We start from the raw sequence: 19,201 nt of genomic DNA, 5'->3' as shown, positions 1-19,201 counted from the left end.
CTCCTTTAAACGAAGTTATAGTGTGTATTCACGAATTTTTAAAGGACTAAACATACTTTTTTGAATGCGTACCGGGATAAAAGTACTAAAAGGGCCGCTTGAACTCAGGTGTGTAGGCATAAACTCCTTTTTTATTGGAATATAACGTTTTTACATCATTTTTACGAAAATCCTCTATCATTTTACATTTCAAAATATATACTTTTAATTGTTGAGTTTTTTACAAAATGAGTGATAGGGGAGTTTGTTTAATGAAAAAGACATTATCAGCTTTAGCACTTGCTTTAGGATTAACACCAATCGGCGCAGGCGTACATGCAGAGGATTACGCCACCCAAAAACACAAGGGCCGTTACTTAGATGTTCAACTGCTCGGAGTAAATGATTTTCATGGACAGATCGATATTACACGTAATGTGGCAGGGGAACCTGTTGGACGTGCAGACTATCTAGCAAGCTATTTAAAGATGAGAGAACGAGAGAACCCTAACACTCTTTTGGTGCATGCAGGCGATATGGTAGGAGCAAGCTCTCCGACATCTGCATTGCTGCAAGACGAGCCAACAGTAGAAATCATGAATAAGATGGGCTTTGATGTAGGAACATTAGGAAACCATGAGTTTGATGAAGGCGTAGATGAGATGATGCGTTTAATAAAAGGTGGAACTCATGAAAAAACAGGCTATTTTAGAGGTGCAGACTTTCCATATGTGGTTGCTAATGTCATAGATAAGAAGACGAAGAAAAATATTCTTCCTCCTTATGTAATTAAAAAGGTCAAAGGTGTAAACATCGGATTCATCGGAGTAGTTTTCTCAGACACGCCGGATATCGTCATTCCGAGTGGAACAGCTGGCGTTGAATTTATAGATGAAGCAGAAGCGATCAATAAGGCAACGAAATCTCTTAAGAAAAAAGGCGTAAAGTCTATCGTTGTTCTAGCACATAACCCTGTTGAGCAATCGGCGACCGGAGAAATATCTGGTGAACTCGTGGATATGGCAAACAGAGTGGATGATGAAGTTGACGTAATGTTTGGCGCCCACAATCATAGAAACGTGAACGCTGTAGTAGATAACAAGCTGCTTGTACAAGCATTCTCATACGGAACAGCTTTTGCTGATGTGGATCTTAAAATTGATCGCCGTACAAAGGATATCGTAAAAAGTAAAGCAGAAGTAGTTTCGGTTTTGCAAAAAGATGTAAAACCTGATTCGAGAGTTACAAAAATTATTAAGCAAGCCGAAGACCAAGTAGCACCGATCATCAATGAAGTTGTAGGGAACACGAATCAACTGCTATCAGGGGCAGAAGCGTATAATGGTGAGTCTGAATTAGGAAATGTGATTGCAGATTCCATGACAGAACAGACGGGCACTGATTTTGCGTTTATGAACCCAGGTGGTATTCGTGATGTGATCAATCCGGGTGCAGTGACATGGGGAGAACTTTTTAACGTTCAGCCGTTTGGCAACGACCTTGTTACGATGACGTTAACGGGAGCGCAGATCAAAGAACTTTTTGAATCTCAATGGGCCACAGAAAAAGAGAAAATGCTTCAGATTTCTGGTCTGAAAGCTACATTTGATCTTTCAAAACCAGTTGGTGACCGAACAGTTTCTATGGTTAAGAGTGATGGAACACCGATTGAAGCAGAACAAGAATATACCGTTACCGTAAATAATTTTATGGCCGGTGGCGGTGATGGTTATACCGTTTTACTAGAAGGGAAGAATTCGACGGTAAGCGTTACGGATCTAGAAGCGCTAGTGAACTATTTTAAAAATCGCGATACCGTATCTGGACAGATTGAAGGAAGAATTACGAAGATCAACCCATAATTAAAAAAGGCAAAGCGTGTAAAATGCGCTTTGCCTTTTTCTATTTATTCTCCACGTTCCACAAGATCAAGTCTTCCTGTAGCAGGGTCGATAACGAGACCATGTACTTTAATATCTTCAGGAAGCAGCGGGTGATTTTTAACAAGCTTTACACTGTTTCTCACAGAATCCTCAACACTTTCAAACCCTTGAACCCATTTCTTCAAATCGAGTCCAGAATATTTTAACGTGTCAAACGTCGATTCTTCAATGCCACGGTCTTTCATCTTGGCAAGTAGTCCATCTGCGTTTACATTGCTCATTCCGCAGTCATAGTGACCAATGACCATTACTTCTTCTGCTTTTAATTCATAGATAGCCACAAGGATACTTCTCATAATAGAACCGAATGGATGCGAGATTACCGCTCCAGCCGATTTAATAACTTTTACATCACCATTCTTGATATTCATTGCACTAGGCAATAATTCAGTCAGGCGCGTGTCCATACAAGACACAATAACAAGTCCTTTATCAGGAAATTTAGTAGTTTGGAAAGGTTCATATTCTTTGTTTTCAACAAATTGGTGATTGAACGCTAAGATTTCGTTAAGTACGGACATGATTCTCCTCCTTGTTTCTACAGAAAATAATTAAAGTATAAAAAGATTTAGAAGTATACGTCTTTTTCTATCATATTCAGCTTAAACTCGCTAACATATTCACTTCTATATTCACTATTATACAAAAATGTGGGCCGAATCTGCTCTTTTTTGTATTTGAAGCGAATCTTTTGTTGATAGAAACTTTAAAACAAAAGCACATTGTGACAAACATTTTATTAAAAGGTACGTATAATCGCTATTAACACCACATACATTGGTAAGTCGAAGGGAGGGTGAAACAAAGAAAAAAACTTGCCAGTAAAGTAGGGTTTAAATAGATCGGTACAAATCAATGAAAATTTGAAAGGGGTAGGGAAGATGGAAGTTATGACGTATGTACTTTGGGTTCTGCTGTTAATGGGGTCGGTTATGAAGAACTACATGGTGTCAGTTTCTATGCCGAAAACGGGACAAGTTATCATGGCGAATGAATCTGGTGTTAATTTCTTTTCGTACGGCGAAGTGAGTAACAAGAATGCATCGGAAGTTATGTCTGCAATTGCCGGTCCTTTTAATAATCAGAATTTCAGTTGGGTGGATACGTCATAGATTACATAGTGTGAAGTTTGTGTTGATGTAGTAAAAATATGTGAAATGAATGTATTGGTAAAAAGAAGGGGGTCTGCTGAAAAAAATAAATAGGGCTATTTTTCGCATTCACTATCATGCTCGCGGCAGGATCACCGTACGTGTGCTAGTGAATGAATATACTTGAGCGGAATTTGGAGCTAAAGGCAGCTTGTTTGAGCTGTCTTTTTTGGCATTTATTTTATTTATGTGAACGGGTTTGATAGAATAAGAAAAAAACAATTGTGGTGAAACCGATGAATATATCAGTAAGTCAGTTTGCAAAAAAAATAGAAAAACATGTTGCAGAAATGAAAGTATTAGATGAGAATTCTCCAAAACTGCGCGAACATGTCTCAGCCATTCAAACATTGTGCGAATTAATGCTAGAAGCGGATGAGGATGATTCAGCTGTTGACGTAAAAGGCTGGGTCCCTTCATATCCGGTTCAAAAACCAGCTAGCCTAGTGACCGCTCCTCCTCCAGCAAAAAAACACAAAAAGTCTATGATGGACTTTGATATGGACTATGAGGATGACGATCAAGACGAAAAAGACGGCAACGGAGACTCTATTTTTGATTTTTAAATGTTAGTTTGTGGGAAATCTGCTCTTTTTGAGTGGGTTTTCTTTTTTTGTTGGTTTGAATGGAGTGAATACCGAAATCTTCGGGATAATCCCGAGAGAATCAAGATTAAGTCCGAAATTTTGTACAATAATCCGGGAGATGATATTTTCCCAAGGCTCTTCTCTGCAAGTTGATTGAAGCGCATGGTGCGAGACTCCTAATGGCGCGTAGCGTGCCAGCCACTCTGCAAATTCTTCTCGTAAGGCATGCGACGAGGAAGCTCGCTTCGATAGGATTTTCTAGTAGACGCAGGAACACACATACTTCTTCGAACACCGTTCGCCCCGTGGAAAGCGAGCAACCTGGAGCGGAAATCAACTACTTTCAAGTACAACAATATAAGGCATAATATGTGCAAAAAAAAAACAGCACTACTATCAGCGCTGTTAGATCGAAACATAAGTATTCTGGTGTTCCATTCGTGCATCTCTACGTTTGGCAATTTCAATTCTTTCGTTGATCTTTTTATTAGAAAAATAAATGGCAGTCACTGTTGCGATTAGACTTAGAGCAGCTAAACCAAGAATTGTATAAATCATTGTTATAAGAAGTTCCATTTTATTGTTCCTCCTCGTATGTAATTTTTTTCTGTCTTACTTTTTTTATTCCACTGCCACATTTATTTAAACCTCTTTCTAATTTTCTTTCTATAGTTTTAGTTTTTAACTCATCATATGCCCGTTAATTGGAGCGCAAGGTTGACGACTCCTAAAGGCGCAAAGCGGCAGGATGCTCACCGCACGTCCCGTGGAAAGCGTGCAACCTGGAGCGGAAATTAACAAACTCTCAAGACCCATTTCAAATAGGTCCTTTGAATCAAAATAAAAATATGAGAAAGGAATGATGGTAAAAATTCTTCGTTCGCCTTATACTAAAATTACGAACATACGTTCTGTTTTGTTCGATAAAAAATGAGGGGTGAATGGAAATGGTCGGAGCAAGTGAATGGTTAAACTTAGTCAATCTCCTCGGTAATGTGGGATTTCCTATCGTCATTGCGGGCTACTTGCTTTTTCAGTTTGAGAGGCGCATTCAGAGCTTAGAAGGAATCATCCGAGAACTTCACTCTGAATTAGTAGAGAAAGAAGAGCTTGAGCGAAAGATCGATCAGTACGTCCGATTGCTTGACAGCGAACGTCAGCCGAAAAAACGTTAACGTTCGCTTTTTTTATCATGGACAACCCGTCCGCCAAAATTTTTACAATCCTGTGGCAACCTTTGTATTGTCATTTTTCAATGGTAAGATAAAAGAAAAACAGGAGTGGAACAGGATGAAGCTTTTTCTTATATTAGGTGCGATTCACGCAATGCTTGCAGTCATGCTCGGAGCTTTCGGTGCACATGCACTCGAAGCTAAATTAAATGCTAAGAACATGCTAAATGTGTACCAAACTGGAGTTCAATATCACATGTATCATGCACTAGCTTTGTTAGTTGTCGGCGTTTTACTTGGTAAATTTCCAGCTTCAACGCTATTAACAGGAGCAGGTTGGTCTTTCTTTATCGGTATATTGCTTTTCTCAGGAAGTCTATATGCTCTCTCGACCACAGGTATGAAATTCTTTGGTCCTATCACACCGCTTGGAGGCGTAGCGTTTATCGTTGGTTGGATACTGCTGATCGTTGCTGTAGTAAAAGCATAATAAAAAGGCGCTCTCTTAAAATTAGAGGGCGCCTGTTCTATAATTGCCTGAACCAGACATAAATAATATCTATCAACGAGGGCTGTATTGGGACATCTGACCACCTTGTTGCTGTTGCTGCTGTGTGCCATACGGATAGCTATAATTAATCTCTTCATCAAACGTGACATAGTTTACATACACCATCAATAGCAGGTAACGTTTACCTGTTTGCGGATCGCTTAGGATGATGTGATCACGGCCGGCGGCTTCAATGATTCCTTTGAAAACCTTGGCGTTCCATTTTTCATTGTTTTCGAAGGTCATATAAACGGTTGCGACTTTCCCTTTGTTCATCCTTAAAATATTTTCGATGTAGGACTGCTCGAGCGGAAGCTGCCCAGGTGCACCGATATCTTGCAGAGGGCCTCCGCCCATTCCTGGTGCCTGCTGACTTTGTGCCATGTCTTGAGGAACCCCCATGCCTGCCATTCCTCCCATGCCGCCACCCATCATACCCATTCCATTCTGAGCCCGATAATAATCTTGGCCGTACGGATTAAAGTTGTTCATCAACAAACCTCCCTAAAAGGTGTTAAACACATTTGGACAATCGCTTTGTTTCGGCTGATAAAAACAGTGAGCCTTGAAGCTTCCCGAATGAGGCTGATTGTACCAAGTCTTCGGACAAGCCCCTTTTGGATCGAAAAACCATAATGAATTTCTGGCAGGGTGGAAGCGCTGCCCGTTAATAACCCTTTTCGCTAACCTTCTTTCATTCTCTCTAGCACCTTGATAAAAATATCCTTTGATCGTCGCTTCAAATCCACCAGGTCTTTGAAAGACCATCTGCTGCATCGTACGAATATTTTTAAAATCAAGGCAGTTGGAGCGAATTCGATTGACGCCGGTATTACCAACAAGGAGCATCCCTTGGTCACCTTCACCCTCAGCTTCCGCACGTATGAGACGTGCCAGCAAGTCAATATCCTTATTTGTAGCTTTAATGACTGCCAATTGCCTTCCCCCTCTATGTTGTTAATCGTGGTGTACAAGCAGGGAAACAGAACATTCGATATATGTGTATGAGCTGTTTTGGGAAACTAGACCAACGTTTTGTGAAAGTTGTTTTAAGTATGGAAGTAGGCAGGGGGAGTGAAGAGAAATGTCTTTGTAGGGAGAACATTATTGATAGATGGCCGTCTGAGGCGATCACCTCATAATAATTACGAGGTAAATCTCATTTTATACGAGGTAATCTCTCATAATTCCGTACATAAACCACATAATTCCGTATATAAAAAAATTTATCCGATTTTCGATCATTTTCGACAATAAAAAAGATGACTCATCCTAATAAATGAGTCATCTTCATCATTAAACCTGCAAATAAGCAGGCACTGCTTCTTTTGTAAGGATGTTTCCAACGTAGAACGATCCGAACTCGCCGTAGCGCGCACTTACTTCGTCAAAGCGCATTTCGTATACGAGTTTTTTGAATTGAAGCATGTCGTTTGAGAACAGCGTTACGCCCCATTCCCAATCGTCTAGACCAACTGAACCTGTGATGATCTGCTTCACTTTTCCTGCATACCCGCGGCCGATCATGCCGTGAGAGTACATCATCTTCTTGCGTTCTTCCATCGGAAGCATGTACCAGTTATCCTCGCCATCACGACGCTTATCCATCGGATAGAAGCAAACATGCTTCCATTTTGGCAGTTCAGGGAACAAACGAGCTTTGATCATTGGATCCATCTCGCCGCTCTCGTTTTGTGGATTGTACGTACTTAGCTCGACAACCGAAACGTAAGAGTATTCTTTTACTGTATATTGTGCGAATGCTGTTTTGTTAAATGCATTTTCGATCTCGTTCAGCTCTTCCATCGTCGGACGAAGAAGCATCAGCATAAAGTCAGCTTTTTGACCCATGATGCTGTAAAGAGCGTGACTGCCCACTTTATTTGCTTCTACGTTCTCCCATTTCTCAAGGAACGTCAAAAATTCATTGATCGCATATTCTCTCTGGTCACCCGAAAGCGTTTTCCAAGAGGCCCAGTCCATCGTACGGAAATCATGAAGGCAATACCAGCCTTCTAGTGTAATCGCTGCTTCACTCATCAATTATTCACTCCTTGCTAGAAATAAACACGTCCCTACAAATATACCATAAGTAGGGACGAATCCAAAAAGGAGGGATTAACTGTATTGGCGAAGCAACTGCTCGATCTTGCTTTTAACACCAGCAGGATTTTGAAGTTCAGCGCGTGACAGAGTGAGGCGAACCTTCGTCTCATCCATATCCATTGCTTCAGATAGCATGCCAAACAATCCTTTTCCTTTTTTATCGATTTCTAAGAACAGCTCGATGCTGTCTGTTTGTGGAACTAAGATCACTTCAAGCTCATCTAACTTACCAGCGTATGCTCCTGACGTAGGTACATACTCAAATTCTTGTAAAAACGGAAGTCTGCGGCGCATATAACGCGGTGCAGAACCGCAATATGCTTTTCTGAGGCGGAATCCAAGCTGCTCGATCGCATCAAAGATCGCAGAAGTTTCAGCGTCAGGCAGTACGCGAATCTGATCGTTATCTGTTGGATCTACAGCCATCTGAATATCAAGTCCAGTTTTGATCCATACCGGAGTGTGGCCAAGTGTTAATGGCGCATCATATGGAAGTTTAAGAGAGAACGGAATCTCTTGCTGACTGCCAGCTTTTACAACAAGTGAGCTCGTTACATTTGTCTTTTCAATTGCAGCAGTATCTCTCACTTTTTTATCGTCCACTTCACGATAGTATTCTGTCATGACATAAAGAGTAATGTGATCGATATTTTGATCGACTTTACCACCCTCGATTCTAATCTTTCCTGTAATGCTCTCACCAGGTGAGTACGTATCTTTATCTAAAATGGTGTCTACCTTTGCTGATCCAATACCTACAGAAGCTAACATACGGTTTACAAAAGACATGTATAATTCCTCCTCAACATTTTTCAAACAATTTTACGATAGATGAACGAAAAAGATTCATTTTCCAATAAATAAATATCATAGACGTAAAAAAATTCTAAATATAAGAACTTCTTTTATCAAGCGCTTACAACTGCATGGATAGGTTTAAAAGGTGTGAAAAAAGGAGTACCCTAATAGTGAGTGCAAAAAAGTACAGTTTATATAGAGAAAATAGGAGGCTAAATCATGAGTGATCTTTTTATAGATTTAAAGAGTAAAGTCCAGTCCGCTAACCCAACAATCGTTTTTCCAGAAGGTACGGATGAAAGAATTCTAGAGGCGGCGAGCCGTCTAGCATCTGAGAAAGTTCTACAACCGATTTTAATAGGAAATCCTGCTGACGTAACAGCAAAAGCACAAGCGGGCGGATTTTCACTTGATGGGGTAGAAGTATTAAACCCTGCTGAATATGGTGAGTTCGACGCTTTGGTTGATGCGTTAGTTGAACGCCGTAAAGGAAAAACAACAGAAGAACAAGCACGCAAAATTCTTTTAGATGAGAACTATTTCGGAACGATGCTTGTTTACACAGGTAAAGCTCACGGACTTGTAAGTGGTGCAGCACATTCTACTGCTGATACCGTTCGTCCAGCTCTACAGATCATCAAAACAAAAGAAGGCGTTAAGAAGACTTCTGGCGCGTTCATCATGGTTCGTGGCGATGAAAAGTATGTGTTCGCAGATTGCGCGATCAACATTTCACCTAACAGCCAAGATCTAGCTGAATCTGCTATGGTTTCTGCTGAAACAGCACGTGTTTTCGGTATTGACCCGAAAGTTGCGCTTCTTTCTTTCTCTACAAAAGGATCAGCGGTTTCGCCTGAGACAGAAAAAGTAGTTGAAGCATTGGAAGTTTTAAAAGGAATGAACCCGGACTTCCCGTATGATGGAGAGCTTCAGTTCGATGCAGCATTCGTTCCATCTGTAGCAGCGAAAAAAGCTCCAGAATCACCAATCAAAGGGGAGGCGAACGTATTTATCTTCCCAAGTCTTGAAACAGGAAACATCGGATACAAGATGGTTCAACGTCTTGGCGGATTTGAAGCGATCGGGCCGATCCTACAAGGCTTGAACATGCCTGTAAACGATCTATCTCGCGGTTGTAACGCAGAAGATGTATACAAATTGGCGTTGATCACAGCGATGCAAGCTCTTTAAGTTCATAATGTAGTTGAAGCCAGCTCTTTGCAGCTGGCTTTTTTGTGTGAGAATGGATGTTATGGTGGCCGAGCAGCTGCTAAAAATACATCATCACATAAAAATGGAGTCACATCACATAAAAGTGGAGTCACATCACATAAAAATTACCGCTAATCACATAAAAATAGCCATTCATCACATAAAAATAAATTTCAAGTCATATCCTGTACACCTCAAAAAGACACTGCCACCTAAAGTGACAGTGCCTTCTCGTTTCGATCCCACATTCGCTTTATATTTCCAGGAAGCAGCTCGCTTTCCTCAACCGAAAGCTGACCGCTGAAAAAAAGTTCGCTGTTTTTGTGCAGCACTCGTAATAAAGAAGCGTGTATATCTGCTACGGTTAACGGTTGTCCAAGCAGTTCCGCTAAACTGGCCATCACATCAGGCTCAATCTCTGGATATTGGAACTTTGTATCCTCACCAGCCAAACCGCGCTTATAAAACTCTCCGATCAGGGACGCGCGCTCTGAACCGCTGCCGTCCACACATAAGTAGATCTGTACCGCGACACCGCCGCGCATACGCCGCTGTGAGATTCCTGCAAACTTTCTGCCGCCGATGCTCAAGTCATAACTTCCCGGGCAATAAGAGCCGACGATCTCGTATGCTTCAAACTTTGCATCATACGGCGCAAGAAGCTCTTCCACAAGTGCAGTCATCGTGTCGTACCCTTGATTGATGTCGATCGTCCCTTCTTTTTCAGGAAGAATAAGCGAGATGTTCAACACACCGCTATCGAGCACAACAGCAAGCCCGCCTGAATTTCTTACGATTGCCCGGTATCCTCGAGACTCTAAGTATTCAATCGCCTCTTTAAGGTGAGGAAGACGTGTGTCTTGTATGCCGAGGACGATTGTGTCGTGATGCACCCATGTGCGTGCTGTTGCCGGAGAATTACCGCTGCCGATCGACGTACAAAGCGTATCATCTGTCGCAAACGACTGCCGTGCATCAAAAGACGGACCGAGTGTAGACTGGTCGATCAACCGCCAGACAGGTTGAGAGAGTAGATGGTCGGTCATTACAATTTCTCCGCCACGATGATGAACGATTTTGGAATGCCGCGGTCGAGTTCATCTGGGTGTGGTTCTTCAACGAGCTGTTTAATACAAAGGCCGGCAGATCCGATAGCAGTTATAATTTCACCAAGCGTCCATTGGCGGATCTGTACTTGGAACGGTGCGCGTTCTTCTGAAGTCGCATACTGAAGTTCAGGTAAAAATTTTGAATAAGCTACATCTGTTGTAACAAGCTCTTCACTAAAATAATCTCCCGAAACTTTATGCTTCCTTACCGCTTGGCTCTTTCCTTGAGATTCTATCAACTTTGTAGAAACAGGGTGGAAATCTTGCAGGATTAAAGTTCCTCCCTTTTTCAAAAGTCCTCTAACAACGCTGAAGTATTCGTTCAGATCAGCAAAATAGTGCAGAATGCCGTTTTCCATGAATGCCATATCATAATTCCCTGTCAATTCGGATTCTGGCAGATTTAAGATATCTTCTACCACATAGCGGACATCAACGTTAGCGGCAGCAGCCAGTTCACGCGCATATGCTGCGTTTGAATCAGAGATATCGATCACTGTCGTCTCTGCTCCAAGTAGAGAGAGTGCGACTGCTTTACTGCCGTGTGAACCTAAGAGATTCACGATCTTTTTGCCTGAGACTTCACCAATGTACTGATCTAATGGCTGAAGTCTGCGTTTCGGATCTTTTAGAATACGAGAAACTGCTTTCTCCGGCACGCCAAAGCGGTTGACCCAGGCTGTATAAGAGCTGTTGCTCCAAGCTTGTCCGTTTCTAATTCTTCGATCTTGATCCATGATTGGTTCCTCCTGAAATCTATATAAAATCTATCATTTCCGTTATAAGCCTTATCTAGTATAACCCAAATGTGAACGGTAAGAAAATGGTGTGAATACCGATAAAAAGGGAGTGCGGATAGAAAAAAATAGTGGTTGTTTTCAAAGTTAAGAACACGATACAATAGGGTATATTCTAGTAGTTACAACACGATACTTATACAGAAAATACCTTCTTATCTAGACAGACCAAGGAAGGGATTTTTCTTTTTTACGAGAATTCTTACCTATAAATGCAGGTGAAGGAGCAGGAAAAAAATCAATGGCTAAACTCTTAGGAAAGTTGCACGAAGAGAAAGTATTTAAAGACCCAGTGCATCGCTACATCCACGTGCGTGATGAGCTGATCTGGCGTCTGATCGGTACGCGCGAGTTTCAAAGACTGCGAAGAATTCGGCAGCTTGGGACGACATACCTAACATTTCATGGAGCAGAACATAGCCGTTTTAGCCATTCTCTTGGTGTTTATGAGATTACGAGGCGGATCATTGATATTTTTCAAGAAAAGAAAACATGGGACCCAGAAAAGCGTCTGCTCGTTCTTTCCGCGGCTCTTCTACATGATGTAGGACACGGTCCATTCTCACACTCTTTTGAAAAAGTGTTCGGTGTGGATCATGAGGAATTCAGTAGAGACATCATACTAGGCGATACAGAAGTTCATCGCGTGCTTTTGCAGATGGGAGAAGATTTTCCTGTACAGGTAGCAGAAGTGATCGCGAAAACACATAGAGATAAATTGATCGTCAGTCTGATCTCCAGTCAGATTGATGCAGACAGAATGGATTATCTTTTGCGAGACGCTTATTTTACAGGAGTGAGCTACGGCAATTTTGATATCGAGCGAATCCTTCGTGTGATGCGACCGACTGAAGAGGGCGTCGTCATTAAATCAAGCGGCATGCATGCGGTAGAAGACTATATCATGAGTCGTTACCAAATGTACTGGCAAGTGTATTTTCATCCTGTAACGCGAAGTGCGGAAGTCATCTTGAGTAAAATTTTGCACCGAGCGAAGGAACTTTATGAAACAGGGTATACATTCAAAAGAGAGCTGTCTCATTTTAAAACGCTGTTTGATGGTAATGTTTCGCTTCACGATTACATTTCGCTCGATGAAGGTGTGATCCATTATTATTTCCAAGGTTGGATGGAAGAAGAGGACACAATCTTAAGTGATCTATGTCATCGTTTCATCGATCGGAAATTATTTAAGTATACCGAAATGGTCTCATTTACGGACGGACACCTGCTGTCGAGTTACTTTACAGAAGCGGGCATCAATCCGAAATATTATTTAGTAGTAGATTCATCATCAGATCTGCCATACGACTTTTACCGCCCAGGCGAAAAAGAAGAGCGTCTGCCGATCAACCTATTAAAACCAAACGGCGATATACGCGAGCTGTCTAGAGAATCAGACGTCGTAGAAGCAATATCCGGCAAACGCCGAACCGATCACAAACTCTATTATCCACTCGATTTGATCGAAGCGATTGAGGATACAACGCTTAAAAGTAAAATTAAAGAGATTTTGAATAGATAATGCATTTAAAAGTGGATTGAAATTTTTTTGCTGTTAAATTCACTTCAAGAGGTTTTTTATTGTTTGTTTCTAGAAGACATCACTGACAAGTTGATTGGAGTGTAAGGTGGAAGACTCCTGCGGGACAGGCTGGCAGGCGAGCCACTTAGCGGCGTAAAGCGGCAAGTGGCTCACCGCCTGCCCCGCGGAAAGCGAGCACCTGAAACGGAAATCAACTACTTACAAACGCAACATTGAATAATCAAAGAAAAAATAGATAAAAACGAAAAAGGATGTTAGGGGGAACGTACTGTGTTTGAGGATCATTTAAAGGTAGTCACCTTGATTCAAGAAGCCGGAGAAGTCGTCGGTCGGAAAAAGCTTCAAAAGATGGTATACATCGCTAAAAAACTAAACTTTCCTTACCAAGAAAAGTATCAATTTCATTTTTACGGCCCATATTCAGAAGAATTAACATTGAAGATTGAAGAGCTTTGCAACATGGGTTACATACATGAAGTGAAAGAAAAGGTGAGCGGCTATTCGCAGTACCGCTATGCAGTGAACGAAGAAGGTCAGAAGCTTCTTTCGACATACGGTGCACAGATCGAAAAGCTAGGGAGCTGCGTTCGTTCAATGAATGAACAGTCTTCCAGGTTCTTAGAGCTTGTTTCAACCGTGATGTATTTCGAAAAACTGGAAAAAGACGAGATCAAGGAAAAAGTACAAACGGTAAAAGCCAAACAGAAGTATACAGAAGAAGAGATGGATGAAGCTTTTCTGTATATTGATTCATTAAAAGGACAAGTTCAATAAAGATAAACCTGTTTAAAGAGCGTGAAATCGGCGCTTATGAACAGGTTTTTTTATTTACCATTTAAATTGTAAGGGATGGCCGTTGTTGTAAACGCCGTAAAAATAAATAAATGTGATAAAGATCGTAAATGGAACGATAATGCCGAGCAGCGTCATGAAAAAGCCTTTTGTCACACTTTTCTCATAAAGGCGCGTTGCGTAATAGCCGATTCCGAGTCCTATAAACAAGAGTGATAAAATTAAAGCAACAAGCCAAATCTTCATGCTAGCGCCTCCTCTATTATCAGCATATCCAGCACATTCTCCTTATAAACGACAGTTTCATTGAAACTTTTTTATATGAGGTACGACTAACAGGGTAAAAGGAGGGCTTAGTGATGAAAAACATGAAGCTGATTGTAATGGCATGTCTGCTCGTTCTCCTCGCCGCTTGTGGCTCGAAAGCAATGCCAGAAGAGGATAAGAAGAACGGAGCACCTCAGGTTAAGAACGAGATACCGTCTGAAAAAGAGGGTGTACAAGCTGAACTCGCACTCCAAGAAAATAGTGACGAAGCAAAATTAACGTTGAAAAACGCATCCGATAAAGAAGCTGGTACAGGAACCGCGTATGCACTAGAAAAGTGGACAGACGGTAAATGGGAGAAAGTAAATCAGAATCAGATGTTTACCGAGCAGATGATCATGGTGAAAGCTGGATCAAACTATGATCAAGCGGTTGATCTTAAAGAGCAAGATGCAGGAACCTATCGTGTATCGAAAGAGTTCTTTGTAGATGAAAAGAAGGAAAAAGTAGCCGTAGTGTTCGAGACAGAATAACAAAAGACCGGTCAGCCCTATAGTTTTAGGGTCGGCCGGTCTTTTTCTGTACTAGTAATTCTTATTGTCTTTATAAATACTTCATTGCAAAGTTGATTGTAGCGCAAGGTTGCCGACTCCTACGGGACGAGCGGTCAGGTGGAGACTCCTAAAGGCGCGTAGCGGCAGGAGGCTCACCGTTCGCCCCGTGGAAAGCGTGCAACCTGGAGCGGAAATCAACTGCTTTCTAAACTATTTTTAATGAGGTAAAAACGCTAGTTGATAGAAGAACAACACCGCAAATAAGTAAACCAAGAACGGAACTTCACGATATTTACCTTTTACAATTTTTAGGATCGGATACGAGATGAACCCTAAAGCGATACCTGTTGCGATTGAAGACGTTAATGGCATCGTTAAAATGATTAAGAACGCTGGGAATGCTTCATCAAGTTCGTTCCAATTAATTTTGCTAAGAGAACCAAGCATCAAGCTTCCAACGATGATTAGTGTCGGAGCTGTAATTGCGGATAATCCTGAGATCGCACCAACGAGTGGTGAAAAGAACGCAGCGGCTACAAATAGCATCGCGACCACTACAGACGTCAAACCAGAACGACCGCCTGCAGCTACGCCTGAAGATGATTCGATATAAGCGCTTGTCGGGCTCGTACCAAACGCAGCACCTACTGTCGTCGCAACGGAATCAGCTAACAGTGCTTGACGTGCACGAGGCATCTTATTGCCCTTCATTAGTCCAGCTTGTTCTGCTACTCCAACCATCGTACCGGTAGTATCAAAGATCGTTACAAGCAAGAAGGAGAACACAACAGCATATAATCCATATTGAAACACGTCAGAAAAGGCTGTGATCGGATCACCAAAAATGAAAAGTTCTGATGGTACGTTTGGCGTTGATACAAATCCTTCTTTAAATTCTAAATGCCCTGTAAAGTAGGCGATTGCGCCCGTGATGATCATTCCGAAGAATAGGGCACCGTTCACGTTTAGTCCCATCAGGATCAATGTGATAGCAAGACCACCAAGAGCAAGGAGAACCGTTGGTGAATGCATATCACCTAAAGTTACTAAGTTATCAGGGTGAGCCACAATGATTTTAGTAAGACGCAAACCGATGAACGCGATAAACAGTCCGATACCAGCTGTAATACCATGCTTTAGGTTTGCTGGAATAGATTCGATCAATTTTTCACGAAACGGTGTTAAGGATAAGATGACAAAGATTATTCCTGCCACAAAAACTGCCCCGAACGCGATACGATAATCAATATTAGGGTTGTTTCCTACAACAGAAAACGCAAAGTATGCGTTCAGCCCCATACCTGGAGCAATAGCAATCGGATAGTTGGCCATTAAAGCCATCCACAGTGTACCGACTACCGTGGCAATAATTGTTGCAATAAACACAGTGTCAAAAGGAACACCAGCGGAATGCAGGATAATCGGGTTGACTATAACAATGTACACCATCGTCAGGAATGTTGTGATTCCTGCTAATATTTCTGTTTTGATGGTCGTACCAAGTTCTTTTAGTTTAAAAAATGAAGAAAGCATACGTTAGAACCTCCAAAATACGAACGATTTATGAGTACATGATATATAATATTCGTTTTTAAGTGTAATTTCAACAATTATCTTTAAAGTTTCCAACTGAGAGTTTTTTATGATTTGTGATACAATACGTGATAACAATGAATGTTTAGAGGAGCTGGAAGCATGAAAGATTTTTTCAATTCCAATGATGGTGACAAAAAGAAAAAAGGGATGGGCTTTACCATCATAAGTGGTGACTCCACAGACGGGCATGGCGGTTACGGTGTCGGGAGTCTGACACTTGATCACGTAACACCTGTAATCGTCGATGTTGAAGAGTCGATCGCATATATCGACATGGGAGCGATGCACGCTAGAAGCGATGTAGAAAAACGCATAAAATTTACTCCGAATCGTGAAGATACACCAAATCCACGCCTATATTGGCTCGTTTGGGTTACGATCAATCGAAAAGCAGAAGGACCGTTTTACTTCGGATTGACGGCATGTGAGATGCAAGTAGATGTTGAAGCGCGAAGAGGCTATAAAAGTCTGCCAGAACACGTGAACCGTATGGATAAATCCATGAAGGGCAAAATCATCATTGAGGATATGGACGAAAACGCTCGTCGCGTGCTCGGAAACTTCCTTAAAGAACATGATGAAGCGATGTTTAACCGTTCTAGTGACGAAATTAAGTCATTAGTGGAATAAAAATGGCAAAGTTATGAACCTTTTTTGAACATTTTGCAAATAACTTGTGACAAGAAAGCACTTCCATTAAAATATAGGTAGCATTGTACACACAATGTTTCTAGGACAATAAAGTGCCCGGGCTCCTGTAGTAGAGCTCCGGGCATTTTATTTTATCTTTTTTAGCATGTTGTAGGCATAGATTGAGGTATAATCGTTCGAATATTGTCGACTCGTGGATATCTTCCACAAACTCGTGGGTTAAAGCCCGAAACTTAAGGATTCAAGCTCAAAACTTTTGGATTTCAGACCGAAACTTAAGGATCCACCGCTTCGCATAGCAAGCCAGCCACACCTACTCACAGATCACCAGGAAAAAATCCGCTTGAAAAAACCTTTTTCCTCTTTTTTCTGATCTAATTTTTCTTTTATTTCACTCGAAGCACCATGTTCATCACAATACTCTACAGGTTCTGTTCCTTTTTCATAATACGATATGCGTGTTACCGGACAGCTATCGGTTGCGAGCTTTCCGTTTTGCGGGTTGATGGTTACCGCTGTTACGCCTTCTGGCTGTTCAAATGATAAAATCTCTTTGTCTTTCAATGCGCTCTCCATAAAATACGCCCAGATCCGTTTGGAGTAACCTGTATCGTTCACATCATGCAGCTCTTCGTTGTTATCGTATCCTACCCAAACACCTGTAACGAGTTGTGGAGAATATCCGACCATCCAGCTGTCATTTGGTGTAGACCCAGATTTCCCAGCCATTGGACGCGTCAAATAGTGGTTGATACTTGAACCCGTAACACTTGTGTAGTCATTCAATTTTTCATCAAACGTACCAGCTAACAGATCTGTCATAACAAAAGCTTTGTTCTCGTCGATTACTTGTTTGCTTTCATATTTGTGTTCATATAGCACTTTTCCTTTAGAATCGGTGATCTTCGTGATAAACACAGGCTCTACTTTTTTACCACCGTTCGCAAAAACGCCGTATGCGTTCGTAAGCTCTAACACACCTACTGCTTTTGAGCCTAGTGCGAGTGAAGGGATGCTAGCGAGTTCACTTTTAATCCCGAATTTCTTAGCTGTCTTAACAAGCTTCTTCGGACCAAGATAGAGATTCGTTTTTACAGCATAAATATTATCTGATAGCGCGAGTGCCTGAGCCATCGTAATAAAATCATTCGCATAGCGGTTCTTAAAATTCTTCGGCTTATAATCGCCTACACCGTCTCCCATCGCGAATGTTGTTGGTTCTGATTTTATTGGAGTTGACGCGGTGTATCCATGCTCAAGCGCAGTGTAATATAGAAATGGCTTAAATGTTGAACCAGGTGCTCGTTTGGCTTGAAGTGCACGGTTGAACAAACTCTGCTCAAAATCTCTACCGCCTACGAGCGCTTTTACATCTCCGCTGCGAGGATCCATAGCGACTAGAGCTGTTTGGATCGAACTGTTATCGATGATGCGATTTTCGATCGTGTGTTCAGCATCTGCTTGCATTTTAGGGTCGAGCGTTGTGTATATACGAAGTCCGCCAAACTGTATCGAATTTGTGTTTACATTCAATTCCTTTTTTAAAGCGCGCATAACCGCATCCTGGAAATAAGGAGCGACCGTTGCGACCTCTTCCTCTTCTTCTCGTACATAAGTTAATGGGGCTGATGCTGCTTTTTGAACGGACGCCTTCTTAATCGTTCCATCTTCAGCCATCGCGTTTAAGATGATGCTCTGTCTTTTCTTCGCGTTATCTTCATGAAGGACGGGAGAATAGTAGCTCGGACCTTTAGGGATACCAGCTAACATCGTCGCTTCACTTAGTGAGAGCTCTTTTGCATCTTTGCCAAAATAATAGCGAGAAGCGGATTGGATTCCGTAAGAGCCATGTCCGTAATAGATCGTGTTCAAATAACCTTCTAAAATCTCATCCTTTGAATAGCTCATCTCAAGACGAAGGGTATAGAACGCCTCTTGAAATTTTCTTCGCCATGTTTTGTCATGCGTTAAAAAAAGGTTACGAGCATATTGCTGCGTGATGGTACTCGCTCCTTGAACTTTTGCTCCAGCTTTAAGGTCAGCGAGTAAAGCACCGCCGATCCGCTTCATATCAAAACCGTTATGTTTATAAAAACTTTTATCTTCAATAGAGATCGTAGCGTCGATTACATGTTTATCGATTTTTTCGAGTGGGACCCAATATCGGTTTTGACCTCCGTTGTTGATCTCTCCCATTTTGGAACCGTCCGCTGCATACATGATGGTTGTTTGTGGAACAAGCAGAGCGGGAGGGCCCATGAGTTTAGCGAGCAGCAACAGTCCAACAAAGGATAATGCAAAACATCCAGTGACGATAAGACCCCATTTTTTCATCCAGCGTATTTTCTGCTGTTTCGTAGCTTCTTTATAGATCTGCCAAAACTTCATAAT

Annotated in this window: 21 protein-coding genes; 10 read left to right on the top strand and 11 right to left on the bottom strand. The window is 41.7% G+C overall.

Annotated elements, in window-relative coordinates; translation table 11 throughout:
• Nucleotides 1-251 precede the first annotated feature (251 nt).
• Complete coding sequence (locus IHV11_RS15060) at nt 252-1,841, top strand: bifunctional metallophosphatase/5'-nucleotidase (protein WP_197195350.1); 1,590 nt, start codon at nt 252-254, stop codon at nt 1,839-1,841.
• A 44-nt stretch (nt 1,842-1,885) separates the two neighbouring features.
• Here IHV11_RS15060 and IHV11_RS15055 read toward each other — a convergent pair whose 3' ends face one another.
• Entirely contained in the window at nt 1,886-2,443 is a 558-nt protein-coding gene (locus IHV11_RS15055) for a beta-class carbonic anhydrase (protein WP_066399162.1), read from the bottom strand.
• Between the two features lie 360 nt (nt 2,444-2,803).
• On the opposite strand from IHV11_RS15055, the gene IHV11_RS15050 reads away from it, so the two are divergent.
• Nucleotides 2,804-3,034, top strand: coding sequence for a hypothetical protein (locus IHV11_RS15050; protein WP_137791186.1), 231 nt, complete (start codon nt 2,804-2,806; stop codon nt 3,032-3,034).
• A 275-nt stretch (nt 3,035-3,309) separates the two neighbouring features.
• Nucleotides 3,310-3,639, top strand: a complete 330-nt coding sequence (locus IHV11_RS15045; protein ID WP_197195349.1) for a YwdI family protein — start codon at nt 3,310-3,312, stop codon at nt 3,637-3,639.
• A gap of 426 nt (nt 3,640-4,065) precedes the next feature.
• Here the strand turns inward: IHV11_RS15045 and IHV11_RS15040 are convergent, their stop codons facing one another.
• Nucleotides 4,066-4,236 carry a hypothetical protein gene (locus IHV11_RS15040; protein ID WP_197133045.1) on the bottom strand — a complete coding sequence of 57 codons (171 nt, stop codon included), beginning with the start codon at nt 4,234-4,236 and terminating at the stop codon, nt 4,066-4,068.
• A gap of 365 nt (nt 4,237-4,601) precedes the next feature.
• Between IHV11_RS15040 and IHV11_RS21525 the strand changes: the two genes are divergently transcribed.
• A complete protein-coding gene (locus tag IHV11_RS21525) occupies nt 4,602-4,835 on the top strand; it encodes a YvrJ family protein (RefSeq protein WP_082861534.1) in 234 nt (77 codons plus the stop codon).
• Nucleotides 4,836-4,950: 115 nt separating this feature from the next.
• Nucleotides 4,951-5,322, top strand: coding sequence for a DUF423 domain-containing protein (locus IHV11_RS15030; protein ID WP_197133047.1), 372 nt, complete (start codon nt 4,951-4,953; stop codon nt 5,320-5,322).
• Between the two features lie 72 nt (nt 5,323-5,394).
• On the opposite strand, the gene gerQ is transcribed toward IHV11_RS15030, so the two are convergent.
• The 4 genes from gerQ to IHV11_RS15010 all read right to left on the bottom strand — a co-directional run bounded on the left by gerQ (nt 5,395) and on the right by IHV11_RS15010 (nt 8,277).
• Nucleotides 5,395-5,874, bottom strand: coding sequence for a spore coat protein GerQ (gene gerQ / locus IHV11_RS15025; protein ID WP_231618382.1), 480 nt, complete (start codon nt 5,872-5,874; stop codon nt 5,395-5,397).
• A gap of 12 nt (nt 5,875-5,886) precedes the next feature.
• On the bottom strand, nt 5,887-6,318 hold the full coding sequence (locus tag IHV11_RS15020; RefSeq protein WP_197195348.1) for a cell wall hydrolase: 432 nt from the start codon (nt 6,316-6,318) through the stop codon (nt 5,887-5,889).
• A 360-nt stretch (nt 6,319-6,678) separates the two neighbouring features.
• Entirely contained in the window at nt 6,679-7,422 is a 744-nt protein-coding gene (hemQ, locus tag IHV11_RS15015) for a hydrogen peroxide-dependent heme synthase (RefSeq protein WP_197133111.1), read from the bottom strand.
• Nucleotides 7,423-7,500: 78 nt separating this feature from the next.
• On the bottom strand, nt 7,501-8,277 hold the full coding sequence (locus IHV11_RS15010; RefSeq protein WP_197195347.1) for a sporulation protein: 777 nt from the start codon (nt 8,275-8,277) through the stop codon (nt 7,501-7,503).
• Between the two features lie 228 nt (nt 8,278-8,505).
• On the opposite strand from IHV11_RS15010, the gene pta reads away from it, so the two are divergent.
• The gene (gene pta / locus IHV11_RS15005) at nt 8,506-9,477 is read left to right on the top strand and encodes a phosphate acetyltransferase (RefSeq protein ID WP_066399140.1); all 972 of its coding nucleotides are present in this window, start codon (nt 8,506-8,508) and stop codon (nt 9,475-9,477) included.
• A gap of 233 nt (nt 9,478-9,710) precedes the next feature.
• On the opposite strand, the gene IHV11_RS15000 is transcribed toward pta, so the two are convergent.
• A complete protein-coding gene (locus IHV11_RS15000; protein WP_197195346.1) occupies nt 9,711-10,544 on the bottom strand; it encodes a lipoate--protein ligase family protein in 834 nt (277 codons plus the stop codon).
• Nucleotides 10,544-11,344: a class I SAM-dependent methyltransferase gene (locus tag IHV11_RS14995; RefSeq protein WP_197195345.1), complete on the bottom strand. Its 801-nt coding sequence runs from the start codon at nt 11,342-11,344 to the stop codon at nt 10,544-10,546. The genes IHV11_RS15000 and IHV11_RS14995 overlap by 1 nt, the downstream gene beginning before the upstream one ends.
• Before the next feature lie 301 nt (nt 11,345-11,645).
• Between IHV11_RS14995 and IHV11_RS14990 the strand changes: the two genes are divergently transcribed.
• Entirely contained in the window at nt 11,646-12,929 is a 1,284-nt protein-coding gene (locus IHV11_RS14990; RefSeq protein WP_197195344.1) for an HD domain-containing protein, read from the top strand.
• Nucleotides 12,930-13,220: 291 nt separating this feature from the next.
• On the top strand, nt 13,221-13,724 hold the full coding sequence (locus IHV11_RS14985) for a YwgA family protein (protein ID WP_197195343.1): 504 nt from the start codon (nt 13,221-13,223) through the stop codon (nt 13,722-13,724).
• A 54-nt stretch (nt 13,725-13,778) separates the two neighbouring features.
• On the opposite strand, the gene IHV11_RS14980 is transcribed toward IHV11_RS14985, so the two are convergent.
• On the bottom strand, nt 13,779-13,988 hold the full coding sequence (locus IHV11_RS14980) for a hypothetical protein (protein WP_197195342.1): 210 nt from the start codon (nt 13,986-13,988) through the stop codon (nt 13,779-13,781).
• Between the two features lie 113 nt (nt 13,989-14,101).
• Between IHV11_RS14980 and IHV11_RS14975 the strand changes: the two genes are divergently transcribed.
• Nucleotides 14,102-14,542 carry an immunoglobulin-like domain-containing protein gene (locus IHV11_RS14975; protein ID WP_197195341.1) on the top strand — a complete coding sequence of 147 codons (441 nt, stop codon included), beginning with the start codon at nt 14,102-14,104 and terminating at the stop codon, nt 14,540-14,542.
• 237 nt (nt 14,543-14,779) lie between these two features.
• Here the strand turns inward: IHV11_RS14975 and IHV11_RS14970 are convergent, their stop codons facing one another.
• Nucleotides 14,780-16,096 (bottom strand): NCS2 family permease, encoded by a 1,317-nt coding sequence (locus IHV11_RS14970; protein ID WP_197195340.1) that lies wholly within the window; start codon nt 16,094-16,096, stop codon nt 14,780-14,782.
• Nucleotides 16,097-16,258: 162 nt separating this feature from the next.
• Here IHV11_RS14970 and IHV11_RS14965 point away from each other — a divergent pair, with 162 nt between their 5' ends.
• Nucleotides 16,259-16,789, top strand: coding sequence for a YwhD family protein (locus IHV11_RS14965; RefSeq protein ID WP_197195339.1), 531 nt, complete (start codon nt 16,259-16,261; stop codon nt 16,787-16,789).
• Nucleotides 16,790-17,134: 345 nt separating this feature from the next.
• Here the strand turns inward: IHV11_RS14965 and IHV11_RS14960 are convergent, their stop codons facing one another.
• A complete protein-coding gene (locus tag IHV11_RS14960; protein ID WP_197195338.1) occupies nt 17,135-19,198 on the bottom strand; it encodes a transglycosylase domain-containing protein in 2,064 nt (687 codons plus the stop codon).
• Between the last annotated feature and the right edge of the window lie 3 nt (nt 19,199-19,201).

The sequence above is a fragment of the Fictibacillus sp. 26RED30 genome (assembly GCF_015903845.1).
GTDB classification, from domain to species: Bacteria; Bacillota; Bacilli; order Bacillales; family Fictibacillaceae; genus Fictibacillus; species Fictibacillus phosphorivorans.
Note: the sequence above shows the minus strand (reverse complement) of the source record. Positions and strands in the feature narration are given on the sequence as shown.

What these genes read in the sequence shown, in the direction of transcription:
- pta (WP_066399140.1), top strand. Translation starts at nt 8,506, where the DNA reads ATGAGTGATCTTTTTATAGATTTAAAGAGTAAAGTCCAGTCCGCTAAC.
- gerQ (WP_231618382.1), bottom strand. Translation starts at nt 5,874, where the DNA reads ATGAACAACTTTAATCCGTACGGCCAAGATTATTATCGGGCTCAGAAT.
- IHV11_RS15045 (WP_197195349.1), top strand. Translation starts at nt 3,310, where the DNA reads ATGAATATATCAGTAAGTCAGTTTGCAAAAAAAATAGAAAAACATGTT.
- IHV11_RS15010 (WP_197195347.1), bottom strand. Translation starts at nt 8,277, where the DNA reads ATGTCTTTTGTAAACCGTATGTTAGCTTCTGTAGGTATTGGATCAGCA.
- IHV11_RS14970 (WP_197195340.1), bottom strand. Translation starts at nt 16,096, where the DNA reads ATGCTTTCTTCATTTTTTAAACTAAAAGAACTTGGTACGACCATCAAA.
- IHV11_RS14990 (WP_197195344.1), top strand. Translation starts at nt 11,646, where the DNA reads ATGGCTAAACTCTTAGGAAAGTTGCACGAAGAGAAAGTATTTAAAGAC.
- IHV11_RS15040 (WP_197133045.1), bottom strand. Translation starts at nt 4,236, where the DNA reads ATGGAACTTCTTATAACAATGATTTATACAATTCTTGGTTTAGCTGCT.
- IHV11_RS14975 (WP_197195341.1), top strand. Translation starts at nt 14,102, where the DNA reads ATGAAAAACATGAAGCTGATTGTAATGGCATGTCTGCTCGTTCTCCTC.
- IHV11_RS21525 (WP_082861534.1), top strand. Translation starts at nt 4,602, where the DNA reads ATGGAAATGGTCGGAGCAAGTGAATGGTTAAACTTAGTCAATCTCCTC.
- IHV11_RS14980 (WP_197195342.1), bottom strand. Translation starts at nt 13,988, where the DNA reads ATGAAGATTTGGCTTGTTGCTTTAATTTTATCACTCTTGTTTATAGGA.
- IHV11_RS14965 (WP_197195339.1), top strand. Translation starts at nt 16,259, where the DNA reads ATGAAAGATTTTTTCAATTCCAATGATGGTGACAAAAAGAAAAAAGGG.
- IHV11_RS14995 (WP_197195345.1), bottom strand. Translation starts at nt 11,344, where the DNA reads ATGGATCAAGATCGAAGAATTAGAAACGGACAAGCTTGGAGCAACAGC.
- IHV11_RS15050 (WP_137791186.1), top strand. Translation starts at nt 2,804, where the DNA reads ATGGAAGTTATGACGTATGTACTTTGGGTTCTGCTGTTAATGGGGTCG.
- IHV11_RS14960 (WP_197195338.1), bottom strand. Translation starts at nt 19,198, where the DNA reads ATGAAGTTTTGGCAGATCTATAAAGAAGCTACGAAACAGCAGAAAATA.
- IHV11_RS15000 (WP_197195346.1), bottom strand. Translation starts at nt 10,544, where the DNA reads ATGACCGACCATCTACTCTCTCAACCTGTCTGGCGGTTGATCGACCAG.
- IHV11_RS15030 (WP_197133047.1), top strand. Translation starts at nt 4,951, where the DNA reads ATGAAGCTTTTTCTTATATTAGGTGCGATTCACGCAATGCTTGCAGTC.
- IHV11_RS15060 (WP_197195350.1), top strand. Translation starts at nt 252, where the DNA reads ATGAAAAAGACATTATCAGCTTTAGCACTTGCTTTAGGATTAACACCA.
- IHV11_RS15055 (WP_066399162.1), bottom strand. Translation starts at nt 2,443, where the DNA reads ATGTCCGTACTTAACGAAATCTTAGCGTTCAATCACCAATTTGTTGAA.
- hemQ (WP_197133111.1), bottom strand. Translation starts at nt 7,422, where the DNA reads ATGAGTGAAGCAGCGATTACACTAGAAGGCTGGTATTGCCTTCATGAT.